This window comes from Undibacterium sp. SXout7W (assembly GCF_049339385.1).
Taxonomy (GTDB): Bacteria; Pseudomonadota; Gammaproteobacteria; order Burkholderiales; family Burkholderiaceae_D; genus Undibacterium.
Genome location: NZ_JBMPPF010000001.1, coordinates 418,617 through 441,975, shown reverse-complemented (window position 1 = coordinate 441,975; position 23,359 = coordinate 418,617). Strand labels below are relative to the sequence as shown.

The following is a 23,359-nucleotide window of genomic DNA, read 5'->3' as shown; positions in this document are numbered from 1 at the left end:
CTTATGACTGAGATTGAGCTTAGTTTTTGTTGTCGAATTTAGCTTTCAACAACGCACCCAGGCTAGTTGTACCGGAAGCTGCATTCGCATCTACTGTTGTAGACAATTTTTGCATTGCTTCTTGAGTTTCAGCGGAGTCTTTTGCTTTAACAGACAACTGGATACCACGTGCTTTGCGGTCGATATTCAATACCAACGCTTCAACTGTGTCGCCAACTTTCAGGTGTGTACCAGCATCTTCCACGCGGTCGCGGGAGATTTCGGATGCACGCAGGTAGCCTTCAACGTCGTCAGCCAGTTGGATCACTGCGCCTTTTGGCTCAACAGATTTCACTGTACCAGTAACGATTGCACCTTTATCGTTCATTGCGCAGTAGTTATTGAATGGGTCACCTTCCAGTTGCTTAACGCCCAGGGAAACGCGCTCACGCTCAACGTCGATTGCCAGAACGATGGCTTCCAGTTCGTCACCTTTCTTGAAGCGACGAACAGCTTCTTCGCCTGTTTCGTTCCAGGACAGATCAGACAAATGTACCAGACCGTCGATGTTGCCAGACAAACCGATAAATACGCCGAAATCAGTGATGGACTTGATCGCGCCGCGAACTTTGTCACCTTTCTTGTGGTTGATCGCGAAATCATCCCAAGGATTGGCTTTGCACTGTTTCATGCCCAGGCTGATACGACGACGTTCTTCGTCGATTTCCAGAACCATGACTTCAACTTCGTCGCCCAATTGAACAACTTTGTTTGGAGCAACGTTTTTGTTAGTCCAGTCCATTTCGGAAACGTGAACCAGACCTTCGATACCTTGCTCGACTTCAACGAACGCGCCGTAGTCGGTCAGGTTCGTTACTTTACCGAACAGACGTGTGTTCGCTGGGTAACGACGGGACAAACCTGTCCATGGGTCGTCGCCCAGTTGTTTTACGCCCAGGGAAACACGGTTTTTCTCTTGGTCGAATTTCAATACTTTTGCAGTGATTTCCTGACCAACTGTCAACACCTCGGAAGGGTGACGTACACGACGCCATGCCAAATCGGTGATGTGCAACAAACCATCGATGCCACCCAGATCAACGAACGCGCCGTAGTCAGTGATATTTTTAACAATACCAGTAACCACTGTGCCTTCTTTCAGGGTTTCCATCAGTTTTTGACGCTCTTCGCCCATGGACGCTTCAACAACAGCGCGGCGGGACAGCACAACGTTGTTACGCTTGCGGTCGAGCTTGATGACTTTGAATTCCATGGTTTTGCCTTCGTAAGGAGTAGTATCCTTAACTGGGCGTGTATCAACCAAAGAACCTGGCAAGAAAGCGCGGATGCCGTTCGTCAGAACAGTCAAACCACCTTTGACTTTGCCATTTACTGTACCAGTAACGATTTCGCCGGATTCCAGTGCTTTTTCCAACGCCAGCCAGGAAGCCAGACGTTTCGCTTTGTCGCGGGACAGGATAGTGTCGCCGAAACCGTTTTCCAGCGAATCAATCGCTACGGAAACGAAATCGCCGATATTAACTTCCAGGTCGCCCTGGTCGTTTTTGAATTCTTCAACAGGGATGAAGGCTTCAGACTTCAAGCCTGCGTTCACGATCACGAAGTTGTGGTCGATACGAACGACTTCAGCAGAAATCACTTCACCGGAACGCATATCCTGACGTGACAGGGACTCTTCGAACAAAGCTGCGAAGCTGTCTGCACCGGTTGCGAAATCTTGGGACATGAATACAGTAGACATAATATTTACGAGTTAGCCGGAACAGTACAAAGGCGCTGTTTACCGGGTTAGGTTGAACAACCCCTGAATAAACTTGCTTTACTCAAGGGACTTACATGCACAAAAAGCAAATCAAAACCAATTATTTTGATAACTAAACGCAAATGAACCAGTCATTTACAAATAAATACTTATCAGGCTTTTTGTCCATTTGCATACCATTCCAGTACTTGCTGCACCGCTTGATCTGCGGTCATGTCAGAAGTATCCAGAATTTGTGCGTCTGGCGCAGGTTTGAGTGGAGCGGTTGCACGAGCACTATCTCTTGCATCACGTTCCATCAAATCTTTTACCAAGTCTTCCATAGTAGCAGGAATTCCCTTTTCAATCAATTGCTTATATCGCCGCCCCGCCCTTGCCTCTGCACTGGCTGTCAGAAATATTTTTAAATTGGCGTCGGGAAAGATCACGGTACCCATATCACGCCCGTCAGCAACCAACCCAGGACTCTGGCGGAATGAAATTTGCAGGTCAGTCAGTGACTGACGCACAGCGGGCAACACTGCAATACGCGACGCGGCAACACCAATGGCCTCCGCCCGCACGGCATCGGTCACATCTTGCCCATCCAGCAACACATGGCCGTGTTGAAAACGGCACGGCAAGCTTCTTGCGAGTGCAGCAACGGCAGACTCGTCTTCCAGATCGGCTTCTCGCCAAATCGCCAGCAAGGCAGTCAGGCGGTACAGTGCTCCGGAATCCAGGTACTGAAAACCCAGATGCTTTGCCACCCGATGCGCAACCGTCCCCTTGCCGGACGCTGTGGGGCCATCAATCGTAATGACTATAGGATTTTGGTTCATTTCAGGGAGTATCCTCAAAATTGCGGCTCTCGCCTATATAAATAAAGGGCTGCAAAATATACTGGGAGGAGTATTAAAACAAGTCACGATGATCAATTTGGGCAAATACGTCAAAATAATCCGGGAAAGTTTTCGCCACGCACTGAGGATCATTGATCCGCATTACGGCCCCACGTCGTGCTTTGCCATCCAGACTCGCGAGCGAAAAGCACATTGCCATACGATGATCATCATAGGTGGCAATGCTTGCAGGCAAAATCTGCTCCGGTGGTGTGACGATCATATAATCCGCCCCCTCCTCCACTGTAGCACCCACTTTGCGCAACTCGGTTGCCATCGCCGACAAACGGTCGGTTTCCTTCACGCGCCAGCTGGCAATATTACGCAGCGTGGTCGGACCGTTGGCGTACAAAGCTGCGACGGCAATCGTCATTGCCGCATCTGGAATATGGTTGAAATCCATGTCGATGGCCTGTAACACACCGTCGGAACGGGCTTCGATCCAGTTATCGCCACGGGTAATGATCGCCCCCATTTTTTCCAGCGCCTCGGCAAAGCGGACATCGCCCTGAATGCTGTCGCGCCCGACGCCCTCCACCCGCACCGGCCCGCCAGCAATCGCGCCGGCCGCCAGGAAATACGATGCCGACGAGGCATCTCCCTCCACATGAATCACGCCCGGCGACACATAATGCTGACCAGCTTTAATGGTGAATGCCTGCCAACCATCGCGCTCCACCGTGACACCAAAGCGCGCCATCAGATTCAGTGTGATTTCAATATATGGCTTGGAAATCAGCTCGCCAATCACCTGAATGCGAACATCATGCGTGACAGCCATCAATGGTGCCGCCATCAATAAAGCGGTCAGGAACTGGCTGGAGACATTGCCCTTGACCTGCAATTCCTGCGCATGTAGGTGACCACGGTGAATATGCAGCGGTGGATACCCGGGATTACCCGTGTAGTCGATCTGCGCACCCGCAGCGTTCAGGGCATCCACCAGATCACCGATCGGACGCTCATGCATGCGCGGCACGCCATGTACCGTGTAATCGCCGCCCAGCACGGCCAGCGCAGCAACCAACGGGCGAATAGCAGTGCCCGCGTTACCCATAAACAGATCGGCATGCTGTTGCGGAAAATGACCTTTCACCCCATGCACACGATAATTCTGCGTATCCCCTTCCTGCTCCCAATGCACACCGAGTTTTTGCAGGGCATTGAGCATCACCAATGTATCGTCAGAAGCCAGTAACTCCTTGACGTCGGTGATGCCCTCAGACAAAGCCGCCAGCAACAAAATGCGATTTGAAATACTTTTAGAACCGGGCAGACGCACCGTTCCCTGCACTTGCATGACCGGTTGCAGATCGAGGTAATGAGGGTAATGTTTGCTGTGTTTTGTCATGGTCATCTGATCTTGAATTGAACGCGGAGTCTGGTGTTACTTCTGGTGTTACTTCTGGTGTTTCTTCTGGTCGCACATCTGAAATTGCGTCTGATATTACATATGATATTAGGGTTGATGCTAAGTTGAATATTGCGTCTGATGGAAGTCAAATCACGAGAGCGAGAGCGTTGCTGAATCAGCAGTAAAGTCTGGTACCGCACTCATCCAACCGCAGACACCAGAAAAGACGAGACCCGATGAGACGCAACGGCGCAGCATGATATTCAGTCACCGCCTTCGCGCTGCTGTTTTTCAGCCGCTTCAATCGCACTGATCCAGTTATGGCGGGCTTTCTGTGCATTGGCATAAATACCTTCAATACCTGCACCATCAGCAGTCAGCAGACATACGCGCAATACCTGTAAACGCGCGGTGTAGGAGTCGAGTTCCTGCAGCATCGCCTGCCGGTTCGCCAGCGTGATATCGCGCCACATTTCGGGTGACGACCCGGCAATCCGCGTAAAGTCACGAAAACCACTGGCGGCATACTGAAACAGCAAGTCGGCATGCGGTTTGCGGGTAATATCATCGACCAGCGCATACGCCAGCAAATGCGGCAAATGGCTGACGGCCGCAAACACCGCGTCGTGCCGCTCCGGTTCCAGATAATGAATGATGGCACCACATTGCTGCCACGCCCAAGCGACGCGCGCCACATCGGCATCGCTGTTTTCTGGCAAACGGGTAATGACCGTTTTTTTCCCTGCGTACAAATCGGCCAGCGCTGCGTCCGGCCCATTCAGCTCACGTCCTGCAATCGGATGCGCAGGCACGAACTGAGCAAGCTTGATATCAAGTGCAGCACGGGCAGCGAGCACCACATCCGACTTGGTACTACCGGCATCAGTAACGATCGTTGCAGGTTGCAAATAAGGCTGTATGGCGCTTAGTATCGCCTGCGTCTGCGCGACTGGCGCGGCAATCAATACCAGATCCGCATCCTTGACTGCAGCTTCTGCAGAGACCGCGATACTGTCAATGATACCGAGTTGCAAAGCACGTTCCAGCGAGGCCTGACTGCGCCCGACACCAACGATATGCTCTACCGCCCCAGCCTTTTTCAATGCCAGCGCAAACGAACCACCAATCAGACCTACGCCAAAAATCGCAACACGCTTAAAAACATTCGACACGTTCGACATCACGATCTCACAGAGTGCAAGGATAAGAGCCCAGGACTTTAAAGAAAGCCGCTTTCGCATCGAGTTCAGACATCGCGGCAGCTACTTTTTCATCCATGACGTGTCCTTCGACATCGACATAGAAATAATATTCCCAGTTACCGGTGCGCGCCGGACGCGACTCAAAACGGGTCATTGAGACACCATGCCTGGACAAAGGTGCCAGTAAGTCGTACACAGCGCCCGCTTTGTTCGGCGTCGCCAGCACGATGGAAGTCTGGTCTTTGCCGCTCGGCGTGGTGTGCAAGCGACCAATCACCGCAAAGCGCGTACGGTTGTGTGGATCATCCTGAATGTGGGCGCTGACAATACCGAGGTTATATTGTGTGCCGGCGATTTCACTGGCGATCGCGGCAACCGTGTAGTCACCGCTGGCCATACGCGCAGCTTCGGCATTGGATGCAACAGCTTGTCGCTCAATATGTGGAAAATGCTGATTCAGCCAGGCCTGACACTGCGCCAGTGCTTGCGAATGCGCACAAATGCGGCTCACGCCTTCCATGTTGCCGGATTTGCTCATCAGGCTGTGCTGTACCGGAATCGCCAGCTCGCCACTGATCGCCAGGCTGGTTTGCAGCAATAAATCGAGTGTGCGATTAATCGCGCCTTCGGAAGAATTCTCGATAGGCACAACGCCAAAATCCGCCGTCCCCGCCTCTGTCGCACGGAACACTTCGTCAATTGAAACGCAAGGCAAAGCCTGAATCGCATGGCCAAACTGCTTGTACACCGCTTGTTCACTGAAGGTGCCGACCGGACCGAGAAAAGCCACGACTACGCGTCGCTCCAATGCGCGGCAGGCAGACATGATTTCGCGGAAAATCAGCTGAATATCTTCGTTCAGCAAAGGACCGGGATTGCGCTCTGCAACCCCGCGCAATACCTGCGCCTCGCGCTCAGGGCGAAACACGGGTGCATTGGTCTCTGCTTTGACGTGGCCGACTTCTTCAGCCACGCGCGCGCGCTGGTTCAGTAAATCGAGAATCTGCGCATCAATCGTATCAATCTTGATGCGCAAGGGAAGTAATTTATTGTCGCTCATACCTTACCTAAAAACCGTGTTTAATTGGATCGGATCCGACGCTGCAAGCGCAGACAAACAGATGTCAAACGACCGCAACGCCCAAACCATCAACTGCTGCATGCTCTCTGTCGGGCTTGTGATCCGACCCGTCAGCGCCACGGTTTCCAGGTGATGGTGTTGTGCCATGCTCAGAAAGGGCTGACGGAGAAGCGAGCAAAAATCAGGAATGCTGGTGCGCAAATTCCTGCATAAAACTGACTAGCGCCTGTACACCTTCAATGGGCATGGCGTTATAAATCGAAGCACGCATGCCGCCGACCGATTTGTGCCCTTTTAACTGCAACAAACCGTTGGCTTTGGCTTGTGCCAGAAAGGCCGCGTTCAGACTTTCGTCTTTCAGGAAAAACGGCACATTCATCCGTGAACGGCTATTTTTCTCTACCCGGTTTTCATAGAAATCCGTGGAGTCGAGATAATCGTAAAGCAGCGCTGATTTGGCGATATTTTTCTGCTCCATCGCGGCAACACCGCCCTGACGCTTCAGCCATTGAAACACCAGACCGGCGATATAGATCGCATACGTCGGTGGCGTGTTGTACATAGAACCATTGTCGGCGATGATTTTCCAGTCAAAAGCAGACGGACAAACCGGCAAGCTGTGACCCAGCAAATCCTCGCGCACGATCACGATCGTCAATCCTGCGGGGCCGATATTCTTTTGCGCACCACCGAAAATGACGTCGTATTTCGACACATCAATCTGACGCGACAGGATGTGTGACGACATATCCACCACCAGCGGCGCACCGTTTGTGTCTGCGGCAATCTCGGGCACAAATTGAAATTCGACACCATCAATGGTTTCATTGGTGCAGATATGCACATATGCCGCATCCGGCGTGAGCTTCCAGCTATCACGCGGCGGGATCGTCGTAAATCCGCTGGCAGCAGCAGACGCAGCTACATGCACCTTGCCGTATTTCTGTGCTTCCTTGATCGACTTGCCGCTCCACGAGCCGGTGTGAATGAAATCAATCACCGCTTCCGGGCGCTTACCCATCAGGTTCATCGGCACAATCGCGTTTTCACCTAAGCCACCACCCTGCAAAAACAGGATTTGATAGTTTGCCGGAATCGCCAGAAGTTCACGCAAATCACTTTGAGCCGCTTCCATGATGGACATGAATTCTGCGCCGCGGTGACTCATTTCCATCACCGACATGCCGCTGTCGTGCCAGTCCAGCATTTCAGTTGCGGCCTGTTGTAACACCTCTTTTGGCAATACCGCCGGACCTGCAGAAAAATTATAAATCGTCGTCATTACTCTACTCCGTTGCATTGGTTCCCGGTACGCCCGAATCCTCTTCCGCGCTACTCGCATCACCAGTTTCAGCATTGTCAGGGTCGGCATCGGTTTCAACGATACGCTGCAAGCCAGACAACTTGGTGCCATCTTCCACGGCAATCAGCGTCACGCCTTGTGTTGCGCGACCCATTTCACGAATCTCGGAAACACGGGTACGGATCAACACACCACCGGTGGTAATCAGCATGATTTCATCGCTGGTTTCCACCAGTGTCGCGGCAACTACCTTGCCATTACGCTCGGAGGTCTGAATCGCGATCATGCCTTTGGTGCCGCGACCATGACGGGTATATTCCGTGATCGGCGTACGTTTCCCAAAGCCATTTTCGGTGGCGGTCAGTACCGATTGTTGTTCGTTTTCAGCCACCAGCAATGCAATAACCTGCTGTCCATCATCCAGATTCATACCACGCACGCCGCGGGCTGTACGTCCCATAGGACGGACATCGTTTTCATCGAAACGCACTGCTTTACCGGCATCAGAGAACAACATTACATCGTGCTGACCGTCGGTGAGTGCCGCACCGATCAGGAAATCGCCGTCATCCAGATCGACAGCAATAATGCCCGCCTTACGTGGATTGCTGAAATCAGTCAGCGGTGTTTTCTTGACCGTACCGAGGCTGGTCGCCATGAACACATAGTGGTCTTCCGGGAAACTACGGTTATCACCAGACAAAGGCAGAATCACGGTGATTTTCTCGCCGTCCTGCAATGGGAACATATTCACAATCGGTTTGCCGCGCGAGGTACGGGAACCTTGTGGCACTTCCCACACTTTCAACCAATACAGACGACCGCGATTACTGAAACACAGAATGTAATCGTGCGTATTCGCAACGAACAGTTGTTCGATCCAATCATCTTCTTTGGTCGCCGTTGCCTGCTTGCCACGACCGCCACGTTTTTGCGCACGGTATTCGGACAAAGGCTGCGACTTCATATAACCGGTATGCGACAAAGTGACAACCATGTCTTGCGGCGTGATCAGGTCTTCAGTTTCCAGATCGGTCGCGTTGTGCGTGATCTCGGAACGACGAACGTCTTTGTTGCCTTCACCATATTCATTACGTGCCAGTGTCAACTCATCGGTGATGATGACGGTAACACGCTCTGGTTTAGCCAGAATATCGAGCAGATCAGCGATTTCCGCCATCACGTCTTTGTATTCGTTGACGATCTTGTCCTGCTCCAGACCGGTCAGACGTTGCAAGCGCATTTGCAAAATTTCCTGCGCCTGATCGTCGGACAATTTATACATGCCATCAGCCTGAATACCGTAATGCTTAGGCAGGTTTTCAGGGCGGAACGCTTCGATGCCGCCCGGGTTATCGGCGGCAGTGCGCGTCAGCATTTCGCGCACCATTGAGCTATCCCAGGCGCGCGTCATCAACTCTTGTTTCGCAATCGGCGGCGTCGGCGCGGCTTTGATGATCGCAATAAAATCGTCGATATTCGCCAACGCAACCGCCAGACCTTCGAGCACGTGGCCGCGTTCGCGCGCTTTACGCAATTCGAACACGGTACGACGCGTAACCACTTCGCGACGATGCGACAGGAAGCAGGACAACATTTCCTTCAGGTTCAGCAGTTTTGGCTGGCCGTTAACCAACGCCACCATGTTCATACCGAAGGTGTCTTGCAATTGCGTCTGTTTATACAGATTGTTCAACACCACGTCAGGCACTTCGCCGCGCTTGAGTTCGATTACCACGCGCATGCCGGATTTATCGGACTCGTCGCGGATGTCGGAAATGCCGTCGAGTTTTTTATCCCGCACCAGTTCGGCGATCCGTTCGAGCAGCGATTTTTTATTTACCTGATACGGCAATTCGTCGACGATCAGGGCCGTACGATTGTCTTTGCCAAATTCTTCGAAATGCGTTTTCGCGCGCATGACCACACGACCACGACCGGTGCGATAGCCATCGCGCACGCCGGAGACGCCGTAAATAATACCGCCGGTAGGAAAATCCGGAGCAGGAATGATGTCGATCAACTCGTCTATCGTGCAATCGGCGTTGCGCAATACGTGCAGCGCGCCATTGATGATTTCAGTGATATTGTGCGGCGGGATATTGGTCGCCATACCGACCGCGATACCGGAAGCGCCGTTGATCAGCAAATTAGGAATGCGGGTCGGCAACACCGACGGTTCTTTTTCCTTGCCATCGTAGTTCGGTACGAAATCGACAGTTTCTTTTTCGATATCCGCCAGAATTTCATTGGCAATTTTATCGAGGCGACATTCGGTATAACGCATCGCCGCAGCGCTATCGCCATCCACAGAGCCAAAATTACCCTGTCCATCCACCAAGGTATAACGCAGAGAGAAATCTTGCGCCATACGTACGAGTGTGTCGTAAATCGACGCATCGCCATGAGGATGGTATTTACCCATCGTCTCACCAACCACGCGCGCGCATTTGACGAACGGGCGGTTATAGACATTGTTCATTTCATGCATGGCGAACAAAACGCGGCGATGTACGGGCTTCAAGCCATCACGTACATCCGGTAAGGCACGACCAACAATCACGCTCATGGCGTAATCGAGGTAGCTCTTGCGCATTTCTTCTTCAAGGGAAATCGGGAGTGTTTCTTTTGCGAATTGATCCATTGGCAGGCCGGCGAATTAGAGCTTGGTTAAATGATAACGTCAGTGATAAATATTGACGTTTAACTCTTGATTTTAACATGCATCAGAGCGTCGCTGACCTTGAAATCACAACAAATCCCATTTCAACACAAAGGTAAAACAGAATAAAACCAGCATTACGACAGCAATCAACCACCTTGGGCAACTGTCATTCAAATGACAGCAAGTGTCAGATTTTTTATGATTTAATCAGTTCATAACAAAACCAAATCAAGTCACAATTTGATAATTACGGAGACATTTATGATCAAAAAAATCTTCGCTGCCAGCATCATGACAGCCATAGTCGCACCTGTTTTCGCACAGGTTGCCGACATCAAAGCCAATACGCCGTACAGCGCCTACGTGCAAGATAGCCGGGGTGTGGTTGTGCGTAATAGCACCGGATTATGCTGGCGAACAAACTACTGGACACCTGCCGATGCAGTTGCAGGTTGCGATGCCGCGCTGACATCAACACCAGCGGCAGCGCCAGCCGCAGCCGTAGTAACGAAAGCACCAAAAGTCGAACCCAAAGCTGCTGCACCAAAACGTTGCGATTTCTCGGTAACACTGCAAAACGATGAAACATTTGATTTTAATCAGTCCACATTAAAACCCGTCGCGAAACAACACATCGACAATGAAGTCATGAGCAAAATCAACGCCTGCTCAACAGTGAATGTCGTGGTAGTGACAGGACACACTGATTTAATAGGATCACATCAACACAACCAGAAACTCTCTGAAAAGCGCGCCAGCGCAGTAGCGGACTATCTGACCGCCAAAGGTGTCAGCGCACAGATAGAAACCATGGGCATGGGGAAGACTCAGCAAATCAAGGCCTGCGATGATAAATTGGCTCATGCCAAACTGGTCGAATGCCTGGCACCGAATCGCAGAGTCGTCGTTGAGGTACAGGGCACTGCTAAATAAAATAAAGACGCAATCCAATCACAAAAAAAATCTCTCCGAAAAATAACTGCGCATAGGACATGCACCAAAACAGACGGGATAGGCACAAGACATTTATCACAACAGCAACATAGTTGCCAAAATGCGACAAATTTAACTAAACGTAACTTTGCTGATTTAACAATTATCGTCGCAATCTTGCCAATTATGGCAAAATATGAATATCTAAAAGTAAGTGTTTGATGAAATAGTAATGTCATCAAGCCCGTGTTACTATCAGGTTTTATGCAGTCATTTGCGCAGTTTATCTGCGGTAATAAATCTCACCCGAGAGGAGAAATATGAAAAATTTAGTCAAGCTCGTTATCGCAGCGTCCGCAGTAGCTTCCTTTTCTGCTTCCGCACAACAAGACATCAACGCCAACAAGCCACATAGTGGCTATGTGCAAGATGGCCGCGGCGTAATCGCTCGTGATCCATTTGGTCTGTGCTGGCGTACAGGTTACTGGACACCTGCTGATGCAGTTCCAGGTTGCGATGCACCTTTGGTTCAACCAGCAGCTCCAGCACCAGTTGCGGCACCAGTTGCGGCACCAGCTCCAGCACCTGCTCCCGCTGCTGCTCCAGCACCTACCTCTGAAAAAGTTACTTTCGCTGCTGATGCATTCTTTGATTTCGACAAAGCTGTGTTGAAACCAGAAGCAAAAGTAAAATTGGATGACATGGCATCCAAGCTGAAAGCAATCAATCTGGAAGTAGTTATCGCTGTTGGTCATACTGACTCCGTTGGTACTGATGCATACAACCAAAAATTGTCTATCCGTCGTGCTGAAGCAGTAAAAGCATATCTGGTAAGCAAAGGTATCGAAGCTAACCGTGTTTACACTGAAGGCAAAGGCGAAAAACAACCAGTTGCAGATAACAAAACAGCTGCTGGCCGCGCTAAAAACCGTCGCGTTGAAATCGAAGTTGTTGGTACTCGCAATCTGAAGTAATCTTCATTACGGTTTTGATCAAAAAAAACCCGCTACGGCGGGTTTTTTTATTGCTGTTTATTTGAGGTTTGACAGACTACAACAAAGACTGTACGCAGCAGCTCCACGCCTAATCACATACAATACAGCTTTGTGATCCACTCCTACTTTTCGAGCATGAGCAATCCACCTATCTCCAATCTGAACGCAGACCCTTCTGAAATTCAAAAGTTTAGTGATTTGGCTCACCGCTGGTGGGATCCGTCATCTGAATTTCGACCATTGCATGAAATTAACCCTCTGAGGCTTGAGTGGATTAATAATCAGGTAGCGCTTGCAGGAAAAACTGTGATTGATATCGGCTGCGGAGGCGGAATTCTGGCGGAATCAATGGCAAAAAAAGGCGCTAAAGTCACAGGTATTGATTTATCTGACAAAGCACTGAAAGTCGCTGACTTACATGGATTAGAGTCAGGCATTCAGGTTCGCTACAAAAAAATTGCCGCCGAGTTAATGGCAGAAGAAGAGCCAGAGCAATATGACGTCGTCACTTGCATGGAAATGCTGGAACATGTGCCCGACCCCGCGTCCATTATCAAAGCCTGCGCTACGCTGGTAAAACCAGGTGGCCATGTATTTTTTTCTACACTGAATCGCAATCCAAAATCCTATTTGTTTGCCGTCATTGGGGCTGAGTATCTGTTGCAACTGCTCCCTAAGGGCACACATGATTATGCTAAATTCATTACGCCAGCAGAATTATCACAAGATATCCGTAATGCCGGTTTGCATGTTCATGGCATGAAAGGGCTGGGATATAACCCGCTCACCAAAATCTATTCCATTAATAACGATACCAGTGTCAACTATATGGTAGCCTGCATCCGGCCAGTCTGAGTACATACGCCATCCACGCTCCTCACGCAATTTACGAATAATTTCACATGCAATCACCACAAGCAATTTTGTTTGACCTCGACGGAACCCTGGCAGACACGGCTCCCGATCTGGCGGCAGCAATCAATAGTATGCGGCTGAAGCGCCAACTCCCTCCTGTCCAATACAACAGCCTGCGCCCATTCGCGTCAGCAGGAGCACGAGGTTTAATTGGTGCTGGTTTCAACATCACGCCAGAACAACCAGAATATGAAGCAATGCGCGTTGAATTTCTGAACCAATATGAATCAGCGATCGCTGTACATAGCAACCTGTTCAGACATGTACCAGATTTGTTGCGCGGACTTGACGTAATGGAAATTCCCTGGGGAATCGTTACCAATAAAGCAATGCGCTTCACCAAACCGTTAATTCCCTTATTAGACTTACAGGAATCACGCTGCGTCATCTCCGGCGATACCACAGCACATGCAAAACCACACCCAGCTCCTCTACTGGAAGCCGCAAGACAACTGGGCATACGCGCAGAAAACTGCTGGTATATTGGTGACGACCTACGCGATATTCAGGCTGCCGAAGCAGCAGGCATGACTAGTATTGCCGCCGCCTGGGGATATTGTGGCGCCACCGAACCCAAGCACTGGAAAGCCGATGCCATCATCGACAGCCCGCTGGAATTGCTGGAACTGGTCCGAGCCAAACATTTACAGACCGCAGGCTCTTGAAACTCTCGCCATTGGCCACATATGAGATATACTAGCAAAGCTTAGGGGTCGACCAGGTTTCGACAGGGGTTGCAAAGCAGCGCAGGGCATACCGAGGCCAGACTACCTCGTAAATACAATCTGAACTATATAACTGCAAACGATAATTCGTACGCATTAGCCGCTTAATACCGGCTAACCTTACACCACTTCGTCCATAGGGTGGGCTGGCAACAGCAGTAAGGACATTCATATGGAATCGTCTTGAATCGGGTTACTTGGTTCTTGATTAAATAATAGGTAACTCGTCTTGCCGCAGCGTGTGCGTCCGCGTCGTCAAGATTAAATCAAATGGCAGCACTAAGTATGTAGAACTGTCTGTAGAGTGCTTCTGGACGCGGGTTCGATTCCCGCCGACTCCACCAATATTAATAAAATCAATGACTTATGATTTTACAACTGTCATTAAATGAGGTTATTTGGGATGATTTGAACCCTGGAATGACAATAAAATGACAACACGAAAAAGCCCGGATATCCGGGCTTTTTCGTCCGTGCGGAAAGCGCAAAACAATCAGTCTCAACACTTATCCAGACATCACATTAAGGCTTGCAAGGCAAAAACCGATACTGTAAGTCGCAGGTAACGATGGCTCTGGTCATCTCCGCAAAGAAACGAAAGTAATACAGCAAACCTCAAATTGCAGGAGAAAAGCGCGAGGCTTCGTGGTATTCGCGCTTACTGCGTTTGCACACGCTGCTCTTCAATGGCTAGAAGGCCAAAATCATACATGGGCAGATAGCCATGCAAGCATGGACGCCTTACGATATTAAAAAAGAAAAATCTTAACCAAAATGCCCGCAAGCGAAATGTTATCGATAGCCTCATATTCGATCAGCGTGATTTTGGAAGTCGCAATGCATCGACAACAAGCGAAAGCGCTGACGAAGAGCGACGACTGGCATAGTAAAGATGATATCCCGGAAAGGTAATCTCCCAATCATTGAGCGTTGTCAGTAGCCGCCCTGCGTCAATGTGTTCACGCACCATGTCAACCGGCAGCCAGGCAAGTCCATTGCCTGCAACAGCGGCATCGGCCATCAGGTCGCTACGGTTAAACACGAGGCGGCCCTCAACGTGAATGGACGAGATTCGCTCACCATGCTTGAATTCCCAGGGCAGCAAACCGCCATAGGTTGGCAGACGTAATCCAATGCAGTCGTGTTCGCTCAGATCCGCTGGTGTTTGTGGAGGTGGATTACGTTCGAAATAAGCGGGACTTCCCACGACCACCATGCGCATGTCTGGTGCAATGCGTAATGCAATCATATTTTTGGCAACATCGCCGCCCAGACGAATGCCGATATCGAAACGCTCTGCCACGATGTCAACAAAGCGGTTGTCACTGCTGATCTCGATCTTGATTTCCGGATAGTTGGGTAGCCACGGCAAAAGTCGTGGCCAAATGATCGACCGTACCGCATGTTCGGTCGCTGTGATTCGAACGGTGCCAACCGGCCTGCCACGCAGGTTACCAAGAACCGTCAGCTCGGCTTCGATCTCCTGCAGCCTTGGTTCGACTGTCCGGAACAGCTGCTCGCCCGCTTCCGTTGGAGCAACGCTGCGCGTGGTGCGGTTGAGCAGCTTCAGATCAAGTCTCTGTTCCAATGATCGGACTGTTTGGCTGAGAGCCGATTGTGAAACGCCAATCTGTGCTGCTGCACGCGTAAAGCTCTTTGCTCTTACCACCGCCGCAAAGGCGGCAAGATCATCGAAAACTGCCATTGATTAGTTCTCCTAATATGTGAATGTCGTTTTAGCAGTCTAGTCATTGAATGTCAATTGGCCTAACCTACACGACATCAATAACCAACAGGAACAAGATCATGAAAACACGTCAGCTAGGTCGTAGTGGCCTTACCGTTTCCGAACTCGGTCTGGGCTGTATGGGTCTGAGCTACGGCTATGGACCTGCCACCGATACGACGCAAGCCATCAAACTGATTCGTGCCGGTGTTGAGCTCGGCATTACGTTCTTCGATACGGCGGAAGCCTATGGCCCGTTTATCAACGAGAGCGTAGTTGGCGAAGCGCTGGCGCCTGTGCGTGATCAGGTCGTGATCGCCACCAAATTCGGTTTCAGGGATGGCGACGTGAGCAAAGGGCTGGACAGTCGGCCTGAACGCATTCGTCAAGTTGCTGAAGAAGCGCTGAAACGCTTGCGTACCGACCGCATTGATTTGTTTTACCAGCACCGCGTTGACCCGAATGTCCCTATCGAAGATGTGGCTGGGACCGTCAAAGAGCTGATTCAGGAAGGCAAAGTGAAGCATTTCGGACTATCCGAAGCAGGGGTAGAAAGCATTCGTCGTGCGCACGCAATCCAGCCCGTCGCCGCTCTGCAAAGCGAGTATTCATTGTGGTGGCGTGAACCAGAAAAAGAAATTCTTCCAGTGCTTGAGGAGCTTGGTATCGGCTTTGTGCCATTCAGCCCTTTAGGCAAAGGATTTCTGACAGGTGCCATTGATGCCAATTCAGCGTTTGGCGCAACAGACTTCCGCAATACCGTGCCACGCTTTGCACCGGAGGCGCGTCAGGCAAATCGCGCGCTGGTGGACGTACTGGCAGACATCGCCGCTCGTCAACAAGTCACGCCAGCTCAGCTTGCGCTGGCCTGGCTGCTCGCTCAGAAACCTTGGATCGTTCCGATTCCCGGCACGACCAAGCTGCATCGACTTGAAGAAAACCTTGGTGCTGTGGATGTCGTGCTGTCACCAGAAGAACTGAGCGAAATTGAAGCCGTCGTTTCCAGCGTTCCAATTCAGGGAGCACGCTATTCTGCAGATCGGCAAAAACTGGTCGGCAAGTGAAGATGCACTGCTAACCAACATCATTTACACGGAAGGAATGACTATGAAGAATGTGATTGTTGTTATCGGCACTGGTTCCATCGGCCAGGCTATCGCACGCCGCGTCGGTGCCGGTAAACATGTGTTGCTCGCTGACCTGAAACAGGAAAACGCGGATGCCGCTGCGAAGATTTTTGCTGATGCAGGCTTTGAGGTAACAACGGCTGTCGTGGATGTGTCGTCACGCGCGTCGGTTCATGCGCTCGTACAAACCGCTACCGCAATAGGCAGCGTCATGGGTTTGATCCATGCCGCAGGTGTCTCCCCGTCGCAAGCTGCTCCGGCAACTATTCTTAAAGTGGATTTATACGGCACCGCCCTTGTTCTGGAAGAATTCGGTAACGTGATAGCAGAGGGCGGTGCTGGCGTCGTGATTGCTTCGCAATCGGGGCATCGCTTGCCCGCTCTGAGCAACGACCAAAACACCGCGCTCGCGATTACGCCGACGGAAGACTTGCTAGCGCTGCCTATGCTTCAGCCTGATCAGGTCAAAGACTCGCTACATGCCTATCAACTTGCAAAACGCGGAAACTCTCTGCGCGTCATGGCAGAAGCTGTACGCTGGGGAAAACATGGCGCGCGCGTCAACACGATCAGTCCCGGCATTATCTTCACACCTCTCGCCAGGGATGAGCTTAATGGTCCGCGCGGCGAAGGGTATCGCCGCATGATTCATCTGTCACCCGCCAAACGCGGCGGCACACCGGACGAAGTCGGAACTGTCGGCGCATTACTCATGGGTACGGAGGGAGGCTTTATTACAGGCAGCGATTTCCTGATGGATGGCGGTGTGACGGCATCTTATTGGTACGGAGAACTCGCTCCGAAGTAAGCGGCAGGTATGGCGACAAGTATAGCGGCAGGTATAGCGACGTTATGCGTCGCACTACAAAACTGAAACCAGCTATTAATCTCTAAAGCAATCTCTAAAGCTATCCCTGGTAATTAATCTCAAGGACACCAATTATGCAACTCAAACGCCCAGGTTCACAGCCTTCAGTCAAAGGCCCCGAGGAATACTTCATCGGGAACGTACGCATCGACATGCTCAACATTGCGCCCGCTCCCTCACGCGTCTCCTGCGCCAGCGTCACGTTCGAACCCGGCGCCCGTTCTGCATGGCACACGCATCCACTGGGGCAGACGCTGATTGTCACGTCTGGCTGCGGGTGGACTCAGTGCGAAGGCGAACCTATCACTGAGATCAGAGCCGGGGACGTCATCTGGTGTCCTCCCGGTCATCAGCACTGGCACGGCGCCACACCCACCACCGCCATGACGCATATCGCCATACAGGAGGCGCTTGATGGAACGAACGTCATCTGGCTGGAGAAGGTCACCGATGAGGAATACCTCGCTGGAATACAATGAACTACCAATTCCCGCTCCAAAAGAATGCGAATACTGTGCTGTAGACGTAATCAAAACAGACTACCGCATTTTGAACAGAGCGCTTGATGAGGCAGAAATAAGCACAGGCGGTGAGCGTGCAAATTGAGATACTTTCTTGCTGCTGCCAGCGCACAAGAATGAGTGTTTGGGTACGTGGCAAGAAGGCATGCACAATCTATTTCTTTGGTGTTTCACCTTGCTTACGCATCCCATTTGATGCGTAAGCAAGTAATCTCTGTGTCTGCTATTGGGACTAATTACTCAAAGCTATTAACTGGTAACGCTGGTCGCCGTGCGTTTTTTTGCTTCTTCGTCGTACAACTCTTTTTTCGACAATTTACCCACAGGGGTCTTCGGTAAGTCAGCGCGAATTTCCATTTCTTGTGGCATTTCGTGCTTGCCGAGTTTATCTTTGAGGAAGAGTTTTAACGCATCAAAAGTCAGCTCACCCTGCCCTGCTTTCAGTTTGATGAAGGCTTTTGCGGCTTGTCCGCGATATTCGTCGGCAATGCCGATCACACTGACTTCCGCAACCGCCGGATGCTGATAAATCGCTTCTTCGATATTGCGTGGATAGACGTTGTAGCCACCAGACAAAATCATGTCTTTGGTGCGATCTACGATGTAGATGAAGCCATCCTCATCCATGTAACCGACATCGCCAGTGCGGAAATAACCGTCCGCAGTGAACGCATCACGATTGGCATCGGGCTTGTTCCAGTAACCCTTCATGATGTTGGCGCCCGCAACACAGATTTCGCCACGTTCACCGCGCGGAACATAAGTCCGGGGATCATCGATGCTGGCAAACTTAAAGCTGATGCCAGGTGTTGGCAACCCGCAGGAACCGGGCTTACGTACACCGGAAGTCGGCGTGAATGTCCCAGTCGGTGAGGTTTCTGTCATTCCCCAGCCTTCCAGCAACGTGCAGCCGGTGATTGCCTGAAATTTTTGCAGCACTTCGGCAGGTAATGGCGCACCACCAGAATTACAGAATTTGAGTGCGCTCAGATCAAAATTTTTGATATCGGGATAATGAATGATCGCTGTGTACATGGTCGGTACGCCCGGAAATACGGTGATTTTTTTCCCTGCCAGATCCTTGACAACGGCATCGACGTCGAAGCGGGTATGAAGCACGATTTCGGCACCGAGGCGAATGCCGAACAGCATATCAACCGTCAACGCATAGATGTGAAACAAGGGTAATACGGCAAGCAGGCGTTCCTGCCCTTCTTCAAGAATGCGTGGCTCTGTATGGGTTGTTTCTATGATCTGACTACAGGCGGCTGTTAAATTGGCATGCGTGAGCATGGCGCCTTTTGGCAAACCAGTGGTACCGCCGGTGTATTGCAGTACGGCGATGGTTTGCTTAGGATCAATCGCTGGAATGGCTTGGTAGGCGCCATCATTATCGATTAACTGTGCGAATAAGCGATGTTCGTCGTTGGTGGGAATCGCAGACAATTGCCCGGCTTTTTCCAGGTTGGCGCGAACTGTATCAGGATACGGCGACATTTCAGCGATGTTACCAATGACTAATTTCTTTAAGCGGGTATGCGTGAGCATGTTAGCCATTTGCGGATAGAGCATGATCATATCAAGCGTCACCAGAATGTCGGTCTGGCTGTCCTCGATTTTATGTTCCAGAACTTTTTCCGCATCTAGCGGCGAGTAATTCACCACCGCCCCACCTGCTTGTAACACAGCAAAAAAGCTGATGACATAATGTGGCGTGTTCGGCAGAAACAGGCCAACATGCACGCCGGGTTTGACACCCAGTTGCTGAAAACCTTTTGTGGCTTGATTGACGAGATGCTGCAACTCGCGATAACTGGTTTTCTTACCCATGAATTCCAGTGCAGTCTGATCTGGCCAACGCGCTACCGCATCATGCAATAACTGGGGAACAGGACTGGTCGCCAGAGCGGCATCCCAATGCACGCCGGCGGGATAGGATTTGATCCAAGGGGTATCACTCATGATTGTCTCTCTCTTTTCTGAAAAATAGAAAACCCGGTTTGGCTGTCACAAAATGCCTAAAAATACTCCTACTGAGTATATTTTTCTTATGCTTTATTGATCATGTGCAGGGGCTATATTTTTCAATATACTCCCCTGAATATCTTCTTTTACCACTTCAGACTGACTTGCCCCACGATACGGAAAACGCCCCCGAGTCCTTTGAAACGGCATCGACCGCTTCACGGACTCAGGGGCTTTTACTGCAAGGATGAAGAGCATGCGCTGACTCATCATGCATCGTCACTAATACCACTGACATGAGCAACTTGATCTACGTCACCGGCATCAGCATCAGCGGCTATCGTCAAGCATCGTCATCCACCATGAATGACGATGCATTGATAGTGACATTCATCCTTATTTTGCGGGCATATATTTCTTCAGCTCCATCTTGCCGATCTGATTACGATGAACTTCATCCGGGCCATCCGCCAGACGCAGCGTGCGTGCCTGCGCATAGGCATAAGCAACACCAAAGTCATCCGATACACCACCACCACCGTGCGCCTGGATTGCCCAGTCGATCACCTGACAAGCCATGTTAGGCGCGGCAACTTTAATCATCGCAATTTCTTTCGCTGCGGCCTTGTTGCCTACGGTATCCATCATCTGTGCGGCGTTCAGCACCAAAAAGCGAGCCTGATCAATCAGGATGCGGGCATTCGCAATACGCTCCAGCGTCACGCCTTGTTCTGCAACACGCTTACCAAAGGCAACGCGACTCAAAGAGCGTTTGCACATGTCTTCCAAAGCGCGTTCTGCAAGGCCGATCAGACGCATGCAATGGTGAATACGGCCAGGGCCAAGACGCCCTTGTGCAATTTCAAAACCACGCCCTTCACCGAGCAACATATTGGATGCCGGAACACGCACATTCTCGAACAGCACCTCGCCGTGACCATGTGGTGCATCATCGTAGCCAAATACGGGCAAAGAGCGCAGGATAGTGACGCCTGGTGTATCACGTGGCACGATAATCATGGATTGCTGCTTGTGGCGATTTTCGTTCGACGGATCGCTTTTGCCCATGAAAATAAACACTTTGCAGCGCGGATCGTTCGCGCCGGATGACCACCACTTGCGTCCATTGACAATGTACTCATCGCCATCACGCACGATGGATGACTCGATGTTCGTCGCATCCGAGGAAGCAACTGCCGGCTCGGTCATTGCAAAACAGGAACGAATTTCACCGCGTAATAAAGGCTTCAGCCATTGTTCTTGCTGCTCTGGCGTACCGTAACGCGATAACACTTCCATATTGCCTGTGTCCGGTGCGGAGCAATTAAATACCTCAGCAGACCACAGGGAGCGACCCATGATTTCGCACAAAGGCGCATATTCCAGATTCGTCAGTCCTGCGCCCAGCGCCGATTCAGGCAGAAATAAATTCCATAATCCGGCATCGCGTGCCTTTGCCTTCAGTTGTTCAACGATCTTGGTTGGAATCCATGCATCACCGGCCTTGCGATTGGCGGCGATTTCACCAAAGAACAAAGCTTCATTTGGGTAGATATGTTCGTCCATAAAAGCAGTAAGGCGAGCCTGTAATTCTTTTACTTTTGCGCTGTATTGAAAATCCATGATCCATCATCCTTTTCCGTTATATCGCTATATCAGGTACAAACCTGCACCTGATGCTTGCCAAATTGATTCAGTGCAAACACTGAATACCGGCATCTTTGTCAACACTGTTGTAATTGATTTATCTGCAGCGGAGGGTCAGTTCACCAGATAGCCACCGTCCACATTGATACAAGCGCCCGTGGTATAGCTGGCAGCATCAGACGCCAGATAAAGCACGGTGCCAGCCATCTCATCCGGCTCCGCAATCCGCTTCATCGGAATGCGCGTGAGTGCCTTTTCCAGGATCACAGGATTGTGGAACAAGGCGGATGCAAATTTGGTATCCGTCGCGCCAGGCAACAAGGCATTGACTCGCACCCCCATTGCCGCGCATTCGAGTGCAAACGATTTTGTCATGGCAATCACCGCCGCCTTGGTGATGGAGTAAATGCCTTGCAACGCACCAGGAATCACACCGTTCACCGATGCCACATTGACGATACTGCCGCCACCATTTTTTGCCATCAGTTTGACACCGGCAGAGGACATGAAGAAATAACCACGAATATTGACATCGACTGTCTTCTGAAACGCATTGACATCGGTATCGGTAATATGTCCGAAATGCGGATTTGTGGCAGCATTGTTGACCAAAATATCCAGACGACCATGCGTTGCCTCAATATCGGCAAACAGTTGATCAATCTGCGCCATATCACCGATATGACATGCACGCGCTTCTGCTTTACCACCCGCAGCGACAATGGCCGCCACCACGGCTTCGCATGCTTCTGCCTTACGGCTAGAGACAATCACGTGAGCACCGTATGCCGCCAGCGTTTTGGCCACGCTTTCCCCGATACCACGACTTGCACCAGTTACCAGAGCCACTCTGCCGCTTAAATCAAACAAATCATTCATCGCTGTTTCCTATACGTAAGTAATGCATTTGGGATTATTCAGTTGCTCCAGATGAGCAAAATTATTCAGATAGGCCAGTGCCAGACGCACTGGCTTTTCTGGTGTGGCAGGCTGTACATGCAAGCGCGTCACGGCGCTATTGACTAATGACCAGTTCAACTCAGAAAACTTAGGATCGGGAAAAGCAAGCACATGCTGACACAGTGCAGAAATAGTGCCACCCGAGGTAAAGATCACGAGGTTTTTCACCTCAGACATGTCTTGCAGTTGCTTGTGCAGGGCATCGACACAACGTTGACGAAAGGCATGCCAGGTTTCAGTGTATTCCGCATCAAACTGTCCGGACATCCAGCGAGTGATCGCCTGTGCAAAAATATCCTGAAACGCTTGCTTGCCATTCGGCGTATTCAGCAGAAAATGTTTCACGGCAGCCGGATCATCAAAAGCAGGCACGTGACGCGCCAGAACTTCATGATGGTTGTATTCATTAAAGCCAGCATCGGTGTGCCATGCAGAGGTATCGAGCGTATCGGCTGATTGCGATAACATTTCCGCTATACATGCTTGGGCAGTTTGTTGATGGCGCTTCAAGGCACCCGTCACAACACGCGACATGTTGATATCCCGCGCCGCCCACCAACGCCCCAAATGCTGCGCCTGCTGAACGCCAAGTTCAGACAACTGATCATAATTCTGGTTACCAAACGATGCCTGACCGTGTCTTACCAGATAAATCTGTGCCATGAATTCCTCAATGAGTTGAATTGAATGAACTCATCATATCCGGCACGCTATAATTGATCAAATGAA

19 protein-coding genes and 1 other RNA gene are annotated in these 23,359 nt (G+C 50.8%); 8 read left to right on the top strand and 12 right to left on the bottom strand.

What is annotated here, in order from left to right:
• Positions 1–19: 19 nt before the first annotated feature.
• The 7 genes from rpsA to gyrA all read right to left on the bottom strand — a co-directional run bounded on the left by rpsA (position 20) and on the right by gyrA (position 10,227).
• Positions 20–1,726 (bottom strand): 30S ribosomal protein S1, encoded by a 1,707-nt coding sequence (rpsA, locus tag ACO0LB_RS01940; RefSeq protein WP_423045926.1) that lies wholly within the window; start codon positions 1,724–1,726, stop codon positions 20–22.
• Between the two features lie 188 nt (positions 1,727–1,914).
• A complete protein-coding gene (cmk, locus tag ACO0LB_RS01935) occupies positions 1,915–2,583 on the bottom strand; it encodes a (d)CMP kinase (protein WP_423045924.1) in 669 nt (222 codons plus the stop codon).
• Between the two features lie 73 nt (positions 2,584–2,656).
• The gene (gene aroA / locus ACO0LB_RS01930; protein WP_423045922.1) at positions 2,657–3,994 is read right to left on the bottom strand and encodes a 3-phosphoshikimate 1-carboxyvinyltransferase; all 1,338 of its coding nucleotides are present in this window, start codon (positions 3,992–3,994) and stop codon (positions 2,657–2,659) included.
• Positions 3,995–4,260: 266 nt separating this feature from the next.
• Entirely contained in the window at positions 4,261–5,178 is a 918-nt protein-coding gene (locus ACO0LB_RS01925; RefSeq protein WP_423045921.1) for a prephenate dehydrogenase, read from the bottom strand.
• A gap of 7 nt (positions 5,179–5,185) precedes the next feature.
• Positions 5,186–6,259: a prephenate dehydratase gene (gene pheA / locus ACO0LB_RS01920; RefSeq protein ID WP_423045919.1), complete on the bottom strand. Its 1,074-nt coding sequence runs from the start codon at positions 6,257–6,259 to the stop codon at positions 5,186–5,188.
• 202 nt (positions 6,260–6,461) lie between these two features.
• Positions 6,462–7,562 carry a 3-phosphoserine/phosphohydroxythreonine transaminase gene (serC, locus tag ACO0LB_RS01915; protein WP_423045917.1) on the bottom strand — a complete coding sequence of 367 codons (1,101 nt, stop codon included), beginning with the start codon at positions 7,560–7,562 and terminating at the stop codon, positions 6,462–6,464.
• A 4-nt stretch (positions 7,563–7,566) separates the two neighbouring features.
• A complete protein-coding gene (gene gyrA / locus ACO0LB_RS01910) occupies positions 7,567–10,227 on the bottom strand; it encodes a DNA gyrase subunit A (protein WP_423045915.1) in 2,661 nt (886 codons plus the stop codon).
• A gap of 282 nt (positions 10,228–10,509) precedes the next feature.
• Here gyrA and ACO0LB_RS01905 point away from each other — a divergent pair, with 282 nt between their 5' ends.
• From ACO0LB_RS01905 to ssrA, 5 genes are all read left to right on the top strand, one after another.
• Entirely contained in the window at positions 10,510–11,181 is a 672-nt protein-coding gene (locus ACO0LB_RS01905) for an OmpA family protein (RefSeq protein WP_423045913.1), read from the top strand.
• A 320-nt stretch (positions 11,182–11,501) separates the two neighbouring features.
• Positions 11,502–12,155 (top strand): outer membrane protein OmpA, encoded by a 654-nt coding sequence (ompA, locus tag ACO0LB_RS01900; protein ID WP_423045911.1) that lies wholly within the window; start codon positions 11,502–11,504, stop codon positions 12,153–12,155.
• A gap of 156 nt (positions 12,156–12,311) precedes the next feature.
• Complete coding sequence (gene ubiG / locus ACO0LB_RS01895; RefSeq protein WP_423045909.1) at positions 12,312–13,031, top strand: bifunctional 2-polyprenyl-6-hydroxyphenol methylase/3-demethylubiquinol 3-O-methyltransferase UbiG; 720 nt, start codon at positions 12,312–12,314, stop codon at positions 13,029–13,031.
• Between the two features lie 47 nt (positions 13,032–13,078).
• Positions 13,079–13,756 carry an HAD family hydrolase gene (locus ACO0LB_RS01890; RefSeq protein WP_423045907.1) on the top strand — a complete coding sequence of 226 codons (678 nt, stop codon included), beginning with the start codon at positions 13,079–13,081 and terminating at the stop codon, positions 13,754–13,756.
• Between the two features lie 44 nt (positions 13,757–13,800).
• Positions 13,801–14,160, top strand: a transfer-messenger RNA (tmRNA) gene (gene ssrA / locus ACO0LB_RS01885).
• Positions 14,161–14,630: 470 nt separating this feature from the next.
• Here the strand turns inward: ssrA and ACO0LB_RS01880 are convergent.
• A complete protein-coding gene (locus ACO0LB_RS01880) occupies positions 14,631–15,521 on the bottom strand; it encodes a LysR family transcriptional regulator (protein ID WP_423045905.1) in 891 nt (296 codons plus the stop codon).
• 101 nt (positions 15,522–15,622) lie between these two features.
• On the opposite strand from ACO0LB_RS01880, the gene ACO0LB_RS01875 reads away from it, so the two are divergent.
• The 3 genes from ACO0LB_RS01875 (at position 15,623) to ACO0LB_RS01865 (ending at position 18,016) form a co-directional block, all read left to right on the top strand.
• The gene (locus ACO0LB_RS01875) at positions 15,623–16,606 is read left to right on the top strand and encodes an aldo/keto reductase (protein ID WP_423045903.1); all 984 of its coding nucleotides are present in this window, start codon (positions 15,623–15,625) and stop codon (positions 16,604–16,606) included.
• Between the two features lie 43 nt (positions 16,607–16,649).
• Positions 16,650–17,477, top strand: a complete 828-nt coding sequence (locus ACO0LB_RS01870; protein WP_423045901.1) for an SDR family oxidoreductase — start codon at positions 16,650–16,652, stop codon at positions 17,475–17,477.
• Between the two features lie 134 nt (positions 17,478–17,611).
• Positions 17,612–18,016 (top strand): (R)-mandelonitrile lyase, encoded by a 405-nt coding sequence (locus ACO0LB_RS01865; protein WP_423045899.1) that lies wholly within the window; start codon positions 17,612–17,614, stop codon positions 18,014–18,016.
• Between the two features lie 291 nt (positions 18,017–18,307).
• On the opposite strand, the gene ACO0LB_RS01860 is transcribed toward ACO0LB_RS01865, so the two are convergent.
• The 4 genes from ACO0LB_RS01860 to ACO0LB_RS01845 form a co-directional block, all read right to left on the bottom strand.
• Positions 18,308–20,020, bottom strand: coding sequence for a long-chain-fatty-acid--CoA ligase (locus ACO0LB_RS01860; RefSeq protein ID WP_423045897.1), 1,713 nt, complete (start codon positions 20,018–20,020; stop codon positions 18,308–18,310).
• A 399-nt stretch (positions 20,021–20,419) separates the two neighbouring features.
• Positions 20,420–21,646: an acyl-CoA dehydrogenase family protein gene (locus tag ACO0LB_RS01855; RefSeq protein WP_423045895.1), complete on the bottom strand. Its 1,227-nt coding sequence runs from the start codon at positions 21,644–21,646 to the stop codon at positions 20,420–20,422.
• Between the two features lie 138 nt (positions 21,647–21,784).
• Positions 21,785–22,549: an SDR family oxidoreductase gene (locus ACO0LB_RS01850; RefSeq protein ID WP_423045893.1), complete on the bottom strand. Its 765-nt coding sequence runs from the start codon at positions 22,547–22,549 to the stop codon at positions 21,785–21,787.
• A gap of 9 nt (positions 22,550–22,558) precedes the next feature.
• A complete protein-coding gene (locus ACO0LB_RS01845; RefSeq protein WP_423045891.1) occupies positions 22,559–23,293 on the bottom strand; it encodes a histidine phosphatase family protein in 735 nt (244 codons plus the stop codon).
• Between the last annotated feature and the right edge of the window lie 66 nt (positions 23,294–23,359).

What these genes read in the sequence shown, in the direction of transcription:
- rpsA (WP_423045926.1), bottom strand. Translation starts at nt 1,726, where the DNA reads ATGTCCCAAGATTTCGCAACCGGTGCAGACAGCTTCGCAGCTTTGTTC.
- cmk (WP_423045924.1), bottom strand. Translation starts at nt 2,583, where the DNA reads ATGAACCAAAATCCTATAGTCATTACGATTGATGGCCCCACAGCGTCC.
- aroA (WP_423045922.1), bottom strand. Translation starts at nt 3,994, where the DNA reads ATGACAAAACACAGCAAACATTACCCTCATTACCTCGATCTGCAACCG.
- ACO0LB_RS01925 (WP_423045921.1), bottom strand. Translation starts at nt 5,178, where the DNA reads ATGTCGAACGTGTCGAATGTTTTTAAGCGTGTTGCGATTTTTGGCGTA.
- pheA (WP_423045919.1), bottom strand. Translation starts at nt 6,259, where the DNA reads ATGAGCGACAATAAATTACTTCCCTTGCGCATCAAGATTGATACGATT.
- serC (WP_423045917.1), bottom strand. Translation starts at nt 7,562, where the DNA reads ATGACGACGATTTATAATTTTTCTGCAGGTCCGGCGGTATTGCCAAAA.
- gyrA (WP_423045915.1), bottom strand. Translation starts at nt 10,227, where the DNA reads ATGGATCAATTCGCAAAAGAAACACTCCCGATTTCCCTTGAAGAAGAA.
- ACO0LB_RS01905 (WP_423045913.1), top strand. Translation starts at nt 10,510, where the DNA reads ATGATCAAAAAAATCTTCGCTGCCAGCATCATGACAGCCATAGTCGCA.
- ompA (WP_423045911.1), top strand. Translation starts at nt 11,502, where the DNA reads ATGAAAAATTTAGTCAAGCTCGTTATCGCAGCGTCCGCAGTAGCTTCC.
- ubiG (WP_423045909.1), top strand. Translation starts at nt 12,312, where the DNA reads ATGAGCAATCCACCTATCTCCAATCTGAACGCAGACCCTTCTGAAATT.
- ACO0LB_RS01890 (WP_423045907.1), top strand. Translation starts at nt 13,079, where the DNA reads ATGCAATCACCACAAGCAATTTTGTTTGACCTCGACGGAACCCTGGCA.
- ACO0LB_RS01880 (WP_423045905.1), bottom strand. Translation starts at nt 15,521, where the DNA reads ATGGCAGTTTTCGATGATCTTGCCGCCTTTGCGGCGGTGGTAAGAGCA.
- ACO0LB_RS01875 (WP_423045903.1), top strand. Translation starts at nt 15,623, where the DNA reads ATGAAAACACGTCAGCTAGGTCGTAGTGGCCTTACCGTTTCCGAACTC.
- ACO0LB_RS01870 (WP_423045901.1), top strand. Translation starts at nt 16,650, where the DNA reads ATGAAGAATGTGATTGTTGTTATCGGCACTGGTTCCATCGGCCAGGCT.
- ACO0LB_RS01865 (WP_423045899.1), top strand. Translation starts at nt 17,612, where the DNA reads ATGCAACTCAAACGCCCAGGTTCACAGCCTTCAGTCAAAGGCCCCGAG.
- ACO0LB_RS01860 (WP_423045897.1), bottom strand. Translation starts at nt 20,020, where the DNA reads ATGAGTGATACCCCTTGGATCAAATCCTATCCCGCCGGCGTGCATTGG.
- ACO0LB_RS01855 (WP_423045895.1), bottom strand. Translation starts at nt 21,646, where the DNA reads ATGGATTTTCAATACAGCGCAAAAGTAAAAGAATTACAGGCTCGCCTT.
- ACO0LB_RS01850 (WP_423045893.1), bottom strand. Translation starts at nt 22,549, where the DNA reads ATGAATGATTTGTTTGATTTAAGCGGCAGAGTGGCTCTGGTAACTGGT.
- ACO0LB_RS01845 (WP_423045891.1), bottom strand. Translation starts at nt 23,293, where the DNA reads ATGGCACAGATTTATCTGGTAAGACACGGTCAGGCATCGTTTGGTAAC.